The organism is Lentzea xinjiangensis (assembly GCF_900110955.1).
GTDB lineage: Bacteria > Actinomycetota > Actinomycetes > Mycobacteriales > Pseudonocardiaceae > Lentzea > Lentzea xinjiangensis.
This window is the reverse complement of the sequence record NZ_FOFR01000002.1, coordinates 18,388-32,054: the sequence shown is the minus strand read 5'-3', so window position 1 is coordinate 32,054 and position 13,667 is coordinate 18,388. Positions and strand designations below refer to the sequence as shown.

Here is a 13,667-nt window from a genome sequence, read left to right as displayed (position 1 = left end):
CGTGCGGGTCCGCACTGACGACGAGGTCTACCGCGTCGACGCCGTCTGGCTCGGCCCGCCCAAAGCGACTTTCCCGTGGCGCGCGCGATACGTCGCGTGGGGCGTCGGGATCGTCGTCTTCCTCGTCGTGCTCACGATCGAGCGGCAGATGGGCGTCGGGTTCGGGTTCTTCTCGACCGCGTGGGCCCTCGTCGCGACGATCATCCTCACCCGGTTCATCACGGCGCGGATCAGCCATGAGCGGCCCCTCACGGCTGTCATGTCGATGTGGGTCCGCGAACTGACCGCACCTCGAGAACGCACGGCGAGCTCCGGAGGAGCGGCGAGCGCCGCCCGGATCCGGGTCAGCGCGCAGCGGCCTCGTCCCAAGTTGACCAAGAAACAACAACGCCGGGCGAGACAGCAGGCCCAGACCCGCCGGACGTCAGCCAGCCGTAAGAAGGAGGTTCGCGGTGTTCGGACGCCGGCGAGACCGTGACCGTCGCCCCGCCCAGCACATCGCCCAGCACGCCGCCGCGGACCCGCGTGAGCGAGAGCGGGCGGCCTACTCGAAACGCGGCCGCCGCCTGCCCGGCGAGCAGGCCGTCCCCAGCTACACCCCGTCGATCGCCGCCCGCAGCATCGACGGGCACCTGCTGCGCACCGGCCAGGAGGTCTACGCCTGGTACCGGCTCGCGCCGCAGCGCTGGTCGTTCCGCAGCGACTCGCAGCGCCAGGACCTGATCGCCGCCATCGCGGGCCAGTACGCCGAGCTGCAGGGCCGCTGGATGCACCTGCGGGTGACCACGCGGCCGTACCCGATCCGCATGTGGGCCGAGGCCCACGTGCACAACGCCGTCAAGCGCCTGCCGGACACGCCCGGCACGCTGTCGTTCGACGACTACATGGTCGGCGAGCAGCAGCAGCTCATGGGCCGCTCGATGGCGGAGAAAGAGGTCTACCTGGGCGTGCAGGTGCAGACCCGCAACATGATGGACCGCGCCGTCGAACGCGCGGCGCCCGTGCTGCGCAAGGTCTTCCCGGACGCCGTCGACGCCGAGCTGGTGGCGCTGGACTCCGAGGTCGAGCACCTCGACCAGGTCATCGGGTCCGCCGGGCTCGAAGGCCGTCCGGCGACGGCCGAGGAGATGTCCTGGCTGATGCACCGGTCGTGCTCGCTGGGCCTGCCCGCCCCGCGCAACATGCCCGCCGTGCCCGGTGCCGCGTGGGAACCGGAGGACCTGGCGTCCTTCACCGACGCCGCGGACTTCCACCAGGAGCCCTACTCGCCGACGGTCACGGTGCGCGGCCGCACCGGCTCGAACGCGGGCATCAAGCGGCACGTCGCCGTGCTCACCGTCGGGCTGATGCACGGCTTGCAGATCCCCGAGGTCGACGACCCGTGGGTGCAGCGCGCGGACAGGCTGCCCGCCTCCGTCGAGTGGTCCGCCCGCATCTACGTGCGCAGGCCGGAGGAGGTGTCCGGGGAGCTGTCGCGCCAGATGAGCAAGGTGCGCTCGCAGGTCCGGCACTACACCGACGAGCACGAGCTGGAGCCACCGCAGTCGCTCGCCCGCCAGGCCGGCCGGGTGCTGGAGATCGACGACGAGATGACGTCGGGCTTCACCGCGCTCGGCACCCGGGTGCGCTCGTGGTGGCGGCTCGCGGTGTCCGGCCCGACCGAGCGCGAGGCGCTGCGGCTGGCCCAGCAGCTGCTGGAGCTGTACAAGCCGAAGATCGCGATCGAGCACCCGGAGGCGCAGTACGCGATCGCCCGCGAGTTCATCCCCGGCGAGCCGCTGTCCAACGGCGCGTACCTGCGGCGCGGCAGCGTGCTGTGGGCCGCGTCCGCGGTCCCCACGGCCACGGCCGAGGTCGGCGACCGGCGCGGCATCCTGCTGGGCGAGACCGTCACGGCCACCCGCCGCCCCGTCGCGTGGGACCCGTGGATGGCCCAGGAGCTCCGCGACGCCTCCGGCCTGACCGCGATGGTCGCGGGCCTGGGCGCCGGCAAGTCGTTCCTCGGCGGCGGCATCGTCTACAAGACCCTGCGCGCCGGCGCTCACTGGACGCTGCTCGACCCGTCCGGCCCGCTCGCCGCGCTGTGCGAGCTGCCGGAGCTGCGCCCGTACGCGCGGCCGATCAACCTGCTCAACGCGCAGCCCGGCATCCTCAACCCGTACCGGGTGGTCGCCGAGCCGATGATCGAGCACTTCCTCGACGAGGACGACCCGGAACGGGCCTGGCGCCGCGAGAAGGCGCTGGCGGCGGCGACCCGGCGCCGCCTGGTGCTGGACGTGCTGACCGGTCTGCTGCCGTTCGAGGTCGCGCGCCTGCCCCAGACGCGCATCGTGCTGCTGCGCGCCGTCCGCACGGTCGGTGGCCGCTTCGACGCCCACCCCGGTCTCGTCTTCGAGGCGCTGCGCCGCGACGCGTCCGAGCACCACGAGCACGCCGTCGTCGTCGCGGACTTCCTCGACGAGATGCGCGAGCGCATGTCGTTGCTCATCCCGGAGGAGAACCACGACCCGTACAACGAGGTGCGCGACGACCGGCTCACCGTCCTGACCATGGCGGGCCTGAACCTGCCCAAGGACGGCGTCGGCCGCGAGCACTGGACGGACGCGGAGTCGCTCGGCGTCGAGATGCTGAACCTCGCCGCCTGGCTCACCCAGCGCTCGATCTACGAGAAGCCGAAGGACCAGCGCAAGGGCGTCTGGATCGACGAGGCGTTCTTCCTCTCGGAGGTCCCGACCGGCCGCGTGCTGATGAACCGCTTCGCGCGTGACTCGCGGAAGTGGAACGTCCGCGTGCTGCTCTCCAGCCAGATCCCCGCCGACTTCCTTAGGATCCAGGGCTTCGTGGCGCTGCTCGACTCGGTCTTCGTCGGCAGGCTCGACGACGACCAGGCGCAGGCGGACGCGCTGCGGCTGCTCAAGGTGCCGGTCGGCGCCGGGTACGAGCAGGTCGTCGCCTCGCTGGGCCGCCGTCCCGGTGGCGAGCGCACGGCGACCGAACGCGACCGCGCTCCGCGCCAGTTCATCTTCGGCGACGGCGCCGGTGGCGTGGAGCGGATCCGCATCGACTTCAGCGGTCCGCACCTGGAACACCTGCGCAACGCCCTCGACACGACGCCCGACGCCAAGCGCGACAACGGCAAGGGCGAGCTCGTGCCGGCGGTGGACGACCACGCGGCTTCCCAGCCGCCCGCCTACGTGCCCGACGAGATCGACGACGAACTGGCGGCGGACATGGAGCTCGGACTGACGGAGGAAGAAGAGGCCCACCTGGTGGGCCACGGTGACGGGCCCCACCGCCACCGGGGCGGCAGCGCATGACGGCGCTGACCATCGTGCTCGTGATCGCCGCCTTGCTCTGGGCAAGGCGGCGGTTCGCGCTGCGCGCGTCAGCACGGGGCAAATCGGTCGGTCTCGTGGCGGCCATCCTGGCGTTGCAGGTGGTCATCGGAGCCCCGATGGCGCACGCCCAGGCCTGCGGCGACCCCCCGAACCCGGAACGGCCGGGCGCCGGCATGGTCGGCGCGCTCGACCCGCCCGTCGGCAACGGCCTGCCCGGCTCGCCGTACCTCGAGTACGGCTACGCGGGCATGGTCTGGCACAACTACCAGCCCAAGTGCGGTGTCCTGCCGGACGCCAACGCCACGATCGACACGTGGGCCGGCAACGAGCTGTTCAGCATCGGCAAGAACATCGTCGGCGCCACGAACGCGTTGCACTACACGGTGATGGGCCGCGGCCTGCTGGTCCCGCTGGACGACGCCGTGAAGAACGGTGTGCAGAAGGTCTACGACAACATCTACCTGCGCTGGTTCGGCCTGGTGGCGCTGATCCTCGCGATCCTGATGTTCCGGCAGATCTGGACCGGCGACTTCGCCACGATCTCCAAACGCGGGCTCTGGGCGTTGGCCGCCATGTGGCTCGCGACCTCGACGCTGGCCCTGCCGCAGTTCTACAACCTCCTCGACAACACGCTGGTCTCCAAGACCTCGGAGATCCAGGCGGGGTTCATCGAGGCGCCGGAAGAACAAGGCACGCTCCACGTGCTGCCGACGAAGCTGCACGACGCCGTCGTCTACCAGAGCTGGCTGCGCGGCGCGTTCGGCACACCGGAGGCACCGCAGGCCGCCGAGTACGGTCCGCGCATCCTCAAGGCCCAGGCGTGGACCACGGCCGAGGTCGCCGAGCACAAGGATGCCGACCAGGCGGCCCTGGAGGCGAAGAAGAACGAGTGGAAGGCGCTGGAGGGCCAGCTCGGCACCGCGAAGGGCTACTTCGACGGCACCGACGGCAGCCGCACCGGCGCCGGGTTCCTCGCGCTGCTGCAGTCCATCGCGTTCTCGCTGTTCCAGCTCTTCGCGAAGGCCGCGGTGCTGCTGGCCCAGCTCCTGCTGCGCATCCTCACGCTCGCCGGGCCGCTCATCGGTCTCGTCGCGCTGATCCACCACGACCTGCTGCGCAAGGTCGCGCGCGCGGCCGCCGTGACGGTGTTCAACGTGCTGGTGCTCGCGGTCCTCGCGGGTGTCCACGCGTTGCTGTTGCAGGCGATCTTCAACGCGACCGGGCTGTCGTTGCTGACGCGGACGTTGCTCGGCCTGATGCTGACGCTCGTGTGCTTCGTGATCGGCAAGCCGTTGCGCCGCATGTGGCAGATGGTCGAGATGTCCGTCGGCTCCGCGAGCAACGTCCTGCCGATGAGCGGCGGCGTCTGGTCGAAGATGCTCGGCAGGAAGAAGCCCGCCGGCCCGACGCCGCAGGACGAGTTCTGGGAGTCGGTGCGGGACAACGACGGCACCGGCGAGGAGACGCCGCAGCGCGGCCGCGGCCGGGTGCGCCCGGAGGCGTCGAACCCGGTCATGGCGACGGCGCAGCGGCTCGACCGCGACTCCCAGCCGGGCCAGGTCCTCGGCACCGGCGACTCGTCGAGCGTGCGCTCCGGCGCGCTGCCCGCGGGATCGGGCCCGGCGGCGTTGCCGGTCGGCCGGTCGCGCGTCGTCGACAGCCCACCGGTCACCGACCGGCAGTGGGACCGGGTCGACGACGCCGTTCTCGTGCCGTCGCGGTCCGCCGGCGCGAACGGCTACTCGGCGCCGGTGCAGGAACCCCGCAGGGCCGAGACGGAAGTGGTGGCGGGACGTCCGGTGCACGTGATCTACCGGCCGTCGCGCGGCTTCGAGGTCAGGGACAACAGCTGACCGTGTCCGCTGACGAGAGGGGAGCGTAGATGCCGATCCGGACGAACCGCGGCCGTGCCGCGGTCTACCGCAGGTTGTGGGGATGGCCGCTGCGTTCCCCGCGGCACCTGGGCGCCTCGATCATCATCTTCGTGGTGGTGGTCGTCGCGCTCGGCGTGGTCATCCCGAGGGTGCTCGACCGCAGGTCCGCCGACCCGTCGATCGCCGGCGGGCCGTCGACGTCGGCGCAGGGCACCCAGGTGGGGCAGCTCCCGTCGAGCGGCGCCTCGCTGCCGACCAAGCAGCCGGCTCCGTCGATCTCGGCGTCCGCGGCGCCGCCCCAGGCCGACGCGCAGCTCATCGCCGAGCTGTGGGCCGAGAACTGGATCAAGCCGCCGCCGGACAACGACGTGAACAAGTGGCTCGCGCAGCTCCGCCCGTACACCACGGAGGAGTTCCTCGCGCAGATGGCGACGATCGATCCCAAGAACGTCCCCACGAAGATCACCCAGAAGGTCGCGGCGAAGAAGTCCTTCGTGTCGTCGGCCGACTTCGAGGTGGGCACGGACTCCGGCAAGGTGGTCATCACGCTGGTCAAGACGCCGAGCAACGAATGGCGTGTGAACAGCTACACGAAGGCGGACTGACCCATGCGGCTCATGATGCTGGTCGGGGCCCTCGTCGCGATCGTCGTGGTCACGGTGGCGACGTCGGGTGTGACACAGGTGGTCAGCAACTCCACGAACCCCTCGGCGAACGCCGAGTTCGTGAGGATGAGCTGCAACGCCGCCATCGGGCCGTGGGACGCGGGCGGCGGCGACAAGGGCCGCCACGACGCGTCGCGGCTCAACGAGGAGCAGCGCAACATCGTCGCGCGGATCATCTCCATCGGCCAGGAGCGCAAGCTGCCTCCGCTCGCCTGGCAGATCGCGATCCAGGCCGGCATGACGGAGTCGGGCCTGCGGCCGTTGAACTACGGCGACCGCGACTCGCTCGGGATCTTCCAGATGCGGCCGTCGATGGGCTGGGGATCGCCCGCCGAGGTGACCGACCCGACCTACGCCATCAACAAGTTCTACGACGTGCTGCTGACGGTGCCGGACTGGGAGAACAAGCGTCCCGGCGACTCGGCGCAGGCGGTGGAGCGTTCGGCGTTCCCCGACCGGTACCACAACTGGGAGGCCATGGCGGCCTTCCTGCTGGGCGAGCTGGGCCAGGTCAGCGACCCGGCGGGCTGCGGCGCGGGCGCTGGCCGGTTCCTGCTCGCCTCGAACGCGGCGGGCATCGCGATCGGGTTCACCAAGGAGCAGCTCGGCGAGCCGTACCTGTGGGGCGGCAACGGCCCGGACGCGTGGGACTGCTCCGGCATCCTCGTGAAGGCGTTCGGGGCGGCCGGCGTGAAGATCCCGCGGGTGGCGAACGACCAGTACGAGCAGGGCGGTGCCCACCTGCCGGTGCGCGAGGCCCAGGCGGGCGACCTGATCTTCTGGGCGACCGACACGTCGAACCCGCGCACCGTGCACCACGTGGGCATGTACCTCGGCGGTGACGAGTACATCCACGCGCCGCAGACCGGTGACGTGGTGAAGATCAGCAAGATCAACTGGAACTACCACGAGTTGATGCCGCTGGCCGTCCGGCCGGGCGTGTAGATCGCGGGGAGGCGCTGCATGTTCAACCACGACCCCATCCCGAGGCCGTCCGGACCACCCGCGTCGAGCACACCGGTGCGTGACTACGTGGCGGCCGGCGCACCGGGGGTCTCGTCCGACTACGTGGTGATCCCGCGTGCGCTGGCCGAGGCGATGTCGCTGCCGTGGCAGCAGCACCTCACGCACCTGCTCGCGGAGTTCCACCGCACGTACGGGCACCTGAAGTGGCCGATCTACCGGGTGGTGCCCTCGCGCTACGAGAAGCTCTCCGACCTCGACGAGGAGCAGCTGGCCGAGGTCGGCGCGATCATGGAGATCGACTCCGACGGCTCGCTGGTCTACCGCGACCGGGCCGGGCGCAAGATCGAGAACGCGGAGGGCCGCACGGTGCTCGTGTCGTGTTTGGACCCGATCCCCGCGGAGTACGCCAACGCCAACCAGTCCACGCCGCCGCGGGGATTCCCGGCGCCTTTGGGAGGCGAACGCGTATGAGTGACACGAGCGGTTGGTACTACTGCCTGACGCACCAGGCGGTCGAGCACGGCAAGGGGTGCAAGGGACCCGACCGGATGGGGCCTTACCCGGACGAGGCCACCGCGGCTCGTGCGCTGGAGATCGCCCGTGAGCGGACCGAGGCCGCCGACGAGTCCGACAAGAAGTGGCGCGGCGACGACGAGGACTGACCACCCGGCCACCTAGGCTGTGCGGGTGGCTTCTCTGGTGATCCGCACGGGCCGTGCCGACCTGTCGTTCGACGGCGTCCGCACCGAGTTCGGCCTGCCCTCGTCGTTTCCGGCAGCCGTGCTCGCCGAGGCCGAGGCGGCGGTCTCCCGTTCCGCCGGAGACCGCCCCGACCTCACCTCGATCCCGCTGGTGACGATCGACCCGCCCGGCGCGAAGGACCTCGACCAGGCGCTGTGCGTGCGGAAGTCGGGCGACGGCTTCGTCGTGCACTACGCGATCGCCGACCTCGGCGCGTTCGTGACGCCGGGCGGCGCCCTCGACACCGAGGTGCGTCGCCGTGGCCAGACGATCTACCTGCCCGACGGCAACGTGCCGCTGCACCCGACCGTGTTGTCGGAGGGCGCGGCGTCCCTCCTGCCCGGTGTTGTGCGGCCGGCGGTGCTGTGGACGTTCACCTGCACGGCGGAAGGCGTGCCGTCGGACGTCGAGGTGCGCCGGGCGTTGGTGCGTTCCACCGCTCAGTTCGACTACGCCTCGGTCCAGCAGACCTTCGACGCCGGCGACCCGCACCCCTCGGTCGCGGCGCTCGCCGAGTTCGGGCCGTTGCGCCGGGCGCTCGCGCTGGAGCGCGGGGCGATCGAGCTGCACCTGCCGGAGCAGGAGGTCGAGCCGGACGGCGCGGGCTGGAAGCTCGTGACCAGGCCGCGTGCGGCGGTCGACGCGTGGAACGCCGAGATCTCGCTGATGACCGGCATGGCGGCCGCGTCGATCATGCTCGAGGCCCGCGCCGGCGTCCTGCGGACGCTGCCCGACCCGGACGCCGAGGCGGTGGCGGCGTTGCGGAAGTCGGCGGCGGCGCTGCGGGTGGACTGGCCCTCCGACCTCTCGCCCGGTGCCTTCCTCGCCGGTCTGGACGCCTCCACGCCGGAGGCGCTGGCGCTGTTCACCGACGCCACGCGGCTGCTGCGCGGCGCGGGCTACTCGGCCTTCGACGGCACCGTTCCCGAGGTCACCACCCACGCCGGCGTGGCGGCGCCGTACACCCACGTGACCGCGCCGCTGCGCCGGCTGGTCGACCGCTTCGCCACGGAGGTCTGCCTGGCCGTCACGGCGGGGCAGGAGCTGCCGTCCTGGCTCGCGGAGGCGTTGCCGCGGCTGCCGTCGCTGATGGGGGCGTCGGACTCGCTGGCGGCGAAGGTGGAACGGGCGACGCTTGACCAGGTCGAGGCGCAGGTGCTCGCCGGGCGTGCCGGGCAGGAGTTCGACGCCGTGGTGCTGCGGGCCGGCGACGACGAGGCCGAGGTGTTCGTGGCCGCTCCGCCGGTGCTCGCGAAGTGCGCGGGGAAGCGGCTCCCGGAGGGTGAACGCATCCGCGTCCGGCTGGACGAAGCGGATCCGGCCGGGCGGCGGGTCCGGTTCACGGCGGTGTGAGCATCGAGCGCAAGGTCACGTTGGGCCACCTGGTCCTCGCCGCCCGTGTGAAGATGCACGGGTGACAGAGATTCGTGACCTCACCGTCGGCGTCCTGGGCGGAACCGGACCTCAGGGCAAGGGCCTCGCGATCCGCTGGGCCAAGGCGGGCCTCAAGGTGATCATCGGCTCCCGCAGCGCCGAGCGGGCGGAGCTGGCGGCCAAGGAGATCGTCGAGGTCGCCGGGGGCGACGTGCGCGGGGCGGACAACTCCGACTGCGCGGCCGACTCCGACATCGTGCTGGTGGCCGTGCCGTGGGACGGCCACGGCGACCTGCTGGCGTCGTTGCGCGACCAGCTCGCCGGGAAGATCGTCATCGACTGCGTGAACCCCCTCGGCTTCGACAAGCAGGGCCCGTTCGCGCTGCCGGTCACCGAGGGCAGCGCCGCCCAGCAGGCCGAACTGCTGCTGCCGGAGTCGCGCGTCACCGCCGCGTTCCACCACGTGTCCGCCGTGCTGCTCGCCGACCTCGCCGTGTCCGAAGTGGACATGGACGTCCTCGTGCTGGGCGACGACCGCGAGGCCACCGACACCGTCCGCGCCCTGGCCGAGCTCGTGCCCGGCTTCCGCGGCGTCTACGGCGGCCGTCTGCGCAACGCCCACCAGGTCGAGGCGTTCACCGCGAACCTCATCGCGATCAACCGCCGCTACAAGACCCACGCCGGCCTGAAGGTCACGGGAGTCTGATGCTCCCCGTCGACGACCTCGGTGAGCCGGTCGTGCTCGACCGGCCGCAGCGCGTGGTCAGTCTGGTGCCGTCCATCACCGAGGCCGTCGCGGTCAGCGTGCCGTCCTGCCTGGTGGGAGCGACGGACTACTGCACCCACCCGTCCTCTTTGGACGTTGCGCGGGTCGGCGGCTCCAAGTACCCGGACGTCGGCCGCGTGCTGGAGCTGCGCCCGGACCTCGTGCTCGCGAACTCCGAGGAGAACCGCCCCGAGGACGTGGACCGGTTGCGCGCCGGCGGTGTCCAGGTCTGGGTGACGGAGGCTCCCGCCACCGTGCCGATGGCGCTGAAGTCGTTGCGGCGCCTCTTCGCCACGGCGTGGGACCTCGAACCCGGCTGGCTGGTCCGCGCGGAAGACCTGTGGCGCGAGGCGAAGCCGGTCAGGCTGACCGCGGTGGTCCCGGTCTGGCGTCGCCCGTGGGTGGTCGCCGGCCGGGACACGTTCGCCACCGACGTGCTGCGGCGCCTGGGGGTCGAGAACGTCTACGCCTCCCACGAGGAGCGCTACCCGCGGCCGTCGTTGCAGGAGCTGAACGAGCGGCGCCCCGACCTGGTGGTCCTGCCCGACGAGCCGTACGCGTTCACCCACACCGACGGCCCGGAGAGCTTCCCCGGCCTGCCGTACGCGCTGGTCAACGGCAGGCACCTCACCTGGTACGGCCCGTCGCTGGTGGAGGCGAGGGACAGCCTGGAGCACGCCCTCGGCTACGGCCGGGGTTGAGCCGCACCACGTCGAGCGCGAAGTGGCTGCGCTAGTCGCGGAACCGGTCCGTCGCCGCCACCAGCGCGGACAGGATGCCGGGCTCGTCGTAGGCGTGCCCGGCGTCCGGCACCAGCACCAGCTCCGCCTCCGGCCACGCCTTGTGCAGGTCCCAGGCCGACACCGCGGGCGTCGCGATGTCGTAGCGGCCCTGCACGATCACCCCGGGAACGTCCTTCAGCCGCACGGCGTCCCGGATGAGCTGCCCCTCCTCGAGCCACCCGCGGTGCGAGAAGTAGTGGTTCTCGATCCGCGCGAACGCGAGTGCGTACTCCGGCACGGCGAACTGGGCCACCAGCTCCGGCCGGGGCAGCAGCGTCACCGTCGAGCCCTCCCACGTGCTCCACGCGACCGCCGCGGGCCCGTGCACGGCGGGGTCGGGATCCGCCAGCAGCGTCGCGTACAGCTCGACGGGATCGCCGTCGAGGCCCGCGATCGGCGCCAGGAACGCCTCCCACAGGTCGGGGAAGAGGTTCGCCGCCCCGCCGCGGTAGTACCAGTCCACTTCGGACGACCGCAGCGTGAAGATCCCGCGCAGCACCAGCTCGGACACCCGCTCGGTGTGCTTCTCGGCGTACGCGAGCGCCAGGGTCGAGCCCCACGACCCGCCGAACACCTGCCAGCGCCGCACGCCGAGCGACTCCCGCAGCAGCTCCATGTCCGCGACGAGGTGCCAGGTCGTGTTCGACGACAGGTCGCCCGTCGTGGAGGCGTGCGGCAGCGAGCGTCCGCAGCCGCGCTGGTCGAACAGGATGATCCGGTAGGCGGAGGGGTCGAAGAGGCGCCGGTGCGAGGGCGAGCAGCCACCGCCGGGGCCGCCGTGCAGGAAGACGACGGGCTTGCCGTCGGGGTTGCCGCACTCCTCCCAGTACACGAGGTTGCCGTCACCGGTGTCCAGGTGGCCTGACGCGTGGGGCTCGATCTCCGGGTACATGGGCCCTATCGTCGGGCACGCGGACCGGTTCCTGGACGAGACCTCCGCCACGAACGGCGTCCGGCAGGCCGGCGGGCCCGGACCAGGAGGTCCGGACCCGCCCGTGCCGAACGATCAGTGGAAGGTGTGCTCGGGGCCGGGGAACTGCTGCCCGCGCACCTCGTTGGCGAACTCGGTGGCCGCGCCGAGCATGATCTCGGCGAGGTTGGCGTAGCGCTTGACGAAGCGCGGGCCCTTGCCGCGGCGCAGGCCCATCATGTCCTGCCACACGAGCACCTGGGCGTCGGTGTCCGGGCCGGCGCCGATGCCCACGGTGGGGATGACCAGGTCGTGCGTGATCTGCTTGGCGACCTCGGCGGTCACCATCTCCAGCACGACCGCGAACGCGCCCGCCTCCTGCACGGCCAGCGCGTCCTGCAGCACGACGTCGTGGTTCTCGTGCCGGCCCTGCACGCGGTAGCCGCCGAGCTGGTGCTCGGACTGCGGGGTGAAGCCGATGTGCGCCATGACCGGGATGCCCGCGGCGGTGATCGCGCGGATGTGCGGCGCGAAGTAGGCGCCGCCCTCCAGCTTGACCGCGTGCGCCTGGCCTTCCTTCATGAACCGGACGGCCGTCGCCACGGCCTGCTCGACCGACACCTGGTAGGAGCCGAAGGGCAGGTCGGCGACGACGAGGGAGCGGCGCGTCGACCGCGTCACCGCGCGGACCAGCGGAACGAGCTCGTCCACGGTCACGGGCAGAGAGGTCTCGTGGCCGTAGACGTTGTTCGAGGCGGAGTCACCGACGAGGAGAACGGGGATACCGGCCTCGTCGAAGATCTCGGCGGTGTACATGTCGTACGCGGTGAGCATGGGCCACGGCTCGCCGCGCTCCTTCATCTCACGCAGGTGATGAACCCGGACGCGCTTGGCGGGGGCCTTCTGGCCTGCTCCGCTCCCGTAGGGCGAGGACACTTCGGCAGTGGTCATCGTCGACCGTTCCTTTCCTCGAGGCCCGTCTCCGCGGGTCCCCGGGTGCGTGGTGCACGGTTGCCGGACATCAGAGTGGCACCGTTGCCGGGAAACGGGACGCAAGTGCGGCTACCGTCACACGGGTGGCAGCGCGAATCACAGAGCTGGTGCTGGACTGCACCGATCCCGAACGCCTCGCCGCTTTCTGGGGGGAGGTGCTGGGCTACGAGGTGCTCGACCGCGACGAGGAGTCGGTGGAGATCGGGCCGCCGGACAAGCGCACGACACTGCTGTTCCTGCGCAACCCCGACCGCAAGCTGCAGAAGCTCCGCCTGCACATCGACGTGCGCGCCACCGACCGCGAGCAGGACGAGGAGCTGCGACGCCTCCTCGCGCTCGGCGCCACGCACGTCGACATCGGTCAGGGCGACGTGAGCTGGTACACGCTCGCGGACCCGGAAGGCAACGAGTTCTGCCTGCTCAGCGGCCGGGCAGACCCCTGAGCACCTCCCGGACGGCCATGACCACGGCGTCCGGGCGGTCCATCTGAATCATGTGCCGACTGCCGGGCACCGGCACGTTGCGCCCCCACGGCACGAGGGCGGCCAACGACCGGTGCTCCGGCCACACCTTCCGGCCGGCCGTGAGCACGACCCACGGCACCTCCGGCAGCGCACGGCGGCGCCGCAGGCGTTCCAGCGTCGCCACCTGACCGGGGTAGGACGCGAGCTCCCACAGCACGGCCCGCCCCACCCCCGGCCGCCGGTAGACGAGCTCGACCAGGTCGGCGGGTGCGGGATCGGTCACGCCCAGCGTCGACGAGGCGGTCAGCAGGTTCCGCAGCGCGTGGCCGTAGCGCCGGGTGAGGCGCGCGCCGAGCCAGCGGCTGCCGAACGCCCGCAGCGCCTGCGCGAGCACCGCCGGCACGTCGAACGGGGCGCCCGCGCCCGGCGTCTCGGTGTCCGGGTCGAGCAGCACGACCCCGTCGACCCGGTGCGGCCGCAGCCGCGCGTAGGCCTCGACGTGCAGCGCCGCCATCGAGTGCCCGACCAGCACCGCGCTCGGGATCCCGCGCAGCACCGCGTCCAGCACGGCCACCTCGCGCGCCAGCGACGGTCCGCGCCTGGCCGGTCCGCTCATCCCGAGGCCGGGGCGGTCGAACACGACGACCCTGGCGAGTGGTTCGAGCAGCCGCACGGTCCGGTCCCAGTCGAACCAGGCCCCTCCCAGCCCCGAGCTGAGCACGACGACGGGCCGGTCGACGCGCCCGGAGGAGGTGACGTGCACCCTTCCCGCGGAAGACGGGATCATGACCGAC

14 protein-coding genes are annotated in these 13,667 nt (G+C 71.8%); 11 read left to right on the top strand and 3 right to left on the bottom strand.

All coding sequences use genetic code 11. The features are described from left to right. Position 1 precedes the first annotated feature (1 nt). The 10 genes from BMW88_RS05450 (at position 2) to BMW88_RS05405 (ending at position 10,425) form a co-directional block, all read left to right on the top strand. Positions 2 to 478, top strand: coding sequence for a hypothetical protein (locus BMW88_RS05450; RefSeq protein WP_089949511.1), 477 nt, complete (start codon positions 2 to 4; stop codon positions 476 to 478). Further along, the gene (locus BMW88_RS05445; RefSeq protein WP_089949510.1) at positions 453 to 3,317 is read left to right on the top strand and encodes an ATP-binding protein; all 2,865 of its coding nucleotides are present in this window, start codon (positions 453 to 455) and stop codon (positions 3,315 to 3,317) included. The genes BMW88_RS05450 and BMW88_RS05445 overlap by 26 nt, the downstream gene beginning before the upstream one ends. Next, positions 3,314 to 5,191 (top strand): hypothetical protein, encoded by a 1,878-nt coding sequence (locus tag BMW88_RS05440; RefSeq protein WP_089949509.1) that lies wholly within the window; start codon positions 3,314 to 3,316, stop codon positions 5,189 to 5,191. The genes BMW88_RS05445 and BMW88_RS05440 overlap by 4 nt, the downstream gene beginning before the upstream one ends. A gap of 29 nt (positions 5,192 to 5,220) precedes the next feature. Next, positions 5,221 to 5,817 (top strand): hypothetical protein, encoded by a 597-nt coding sequence (locus BMW88_RS05435; RefSeq protein ID WP_089949508.1) that lies wholly within the window; start codon positions 5,221 to 5,223, stop codon positions 5,815 to 5,817. A gap of 3 nt (positions 5,818 to 5,820) precedes the next feature. Further along, entirely contained in the window at positions 5,821 to 6,822 is a 1,002-nt protein-coding gene (locus tag BMW88_RS05430; RefSeq protein WP_089949507.1) for a C40 family peptidase, read from the top strand. 18 nt (positions 6,823 to 6,840) lie between these two features. Beyond that, the gene (locus BMW88_RS05425) at positions 6,841 to 7,314 is read left to right on the top strand and encodes a hypothetical protein (protein WP_089949506.1); all 474 of its coding nucleotides are present in this window, start codon (positions 6,841 to 6,843) and stop codon (positions 7,312 to 7,314) included. Next, entirely contained in the window at positions 7,311 to 7,505 is a 195-nt protein-coding gene (locus BMW88_RS05420) for a hypothetical protein (RefSeq protein ID WP_089949505.1), read from the top strand. The genes BMW88_RS05425 and BMW88_RS05420 overlap by 4 nt, the downstream gene beginning before the upstream one ends. A 25-nt stretch (positions 7,506 to 7,530) precedes the next feature. Beyond that, complete coding sequence (locus BMW88_RS05415) at positions 7,531 to 8,937, top strand: RNB domain-containing ribonuclease (protein WP_089950197.1); 1,407 nt, start codon at positions 7,531 to 7,533, stop codon at positions 8,935 to 8,937. Between the two features lie 61 nt (positions 8,938 to 8,998). Continuing rightward, entirely contained in the window at positions 8,999 to 9,664 is a 666-nt protein-coding gene (gene npdG / locus BMW88_RS05410; protein WP_089949504.1) for an NADPH-dependent F420 reductase, read from the top strand. Continuing rightward, positions 9,664 to 10,425 carry a helical backbone metal receptor gene (locus BMW88_RS05405; RefSeq protein ID WP_089949503.1) on the top strand — a complete coding sequence of 254 codons (762 nt, stop codon included), beginning with the start codon at positions 9,664 to 9,666 and terminating at the stop codon, positions 10,423 to 10,425. Before npdG ends, BMW88_RS05405 begins: the two co-directional genes overlap by 1 nt. 31 nt (positions 10,426 to 10,456) lie before the next feature. Here the strand turns inward: BMW88_RS05405 and pip are convergent, their stop codons facing one another. Together pip and panB are read right to left on the bottom strand one after the other, a co-directional pair. Next, positions 10,457 to 11,398 carry a prolyl aminopeptidase gene (gene pip, locus BMW88_RS05400; protein ID WP_177220960.1) on the bottom strand — a complete coding sequence of 314 codons (942 nt, stop codon included), beginning with the start codon at positions 11,396 to 11,398 and terminating at the stop codon, positions 10,457 to 10,459. A gap of 114 nt (positions 11,399 to 11,512) precedes the next feature. Beyond that, entirely contained in the window at positions 11,513 to 12,367 is an 855-nt protein-coding gene (gene panB, locus BMW88_RS05395) for a 3-methyl-2-oxobutanoate hydroxymethyltransferase (RefSeq protein ID WP_089949502.1), read from the bottom strand. A 125-nt stretch (positions 12,368 to 12,492) separates the two neighbouring features. Between panB and BMW88_RS05390 the strand changes: the two genes are divergently transcribed. Next, the gene (locus BMW88_RS05390) at positions 12,493 to 12,852 is read left to right on the top strand and encodes a VOC family protein (protein WP_089949501.1); all 360 of its coding nucleotides are present in this window, start codon (positions 12,493 to 12,495) and stop codon (positions 12,850 to 12,852) included. Here BMW88_RS05390 and BMW88_RS05385 read toward each other — a convergent pair. Beyond that, positions 12,830 to 13,660 carry an alpha/beta fold hydrolase gene (locus BMW88_RS05385; protein WP_245777659.1) on the bottom strand — a complete coding sequence of 277 codons (831 nt, stop codon included), beginning with the start codon at positions 13,658 to 13,660 and terminating at the stop codon, positions 12,830 to 12,832. The two genes, BMW88_RS05390 and BMW88_RS05385, sit on opposite strands and share 23 nt — an antisense overlap. Positions 13,661 to 13,667: the final 7 nt, after the last annotated feature.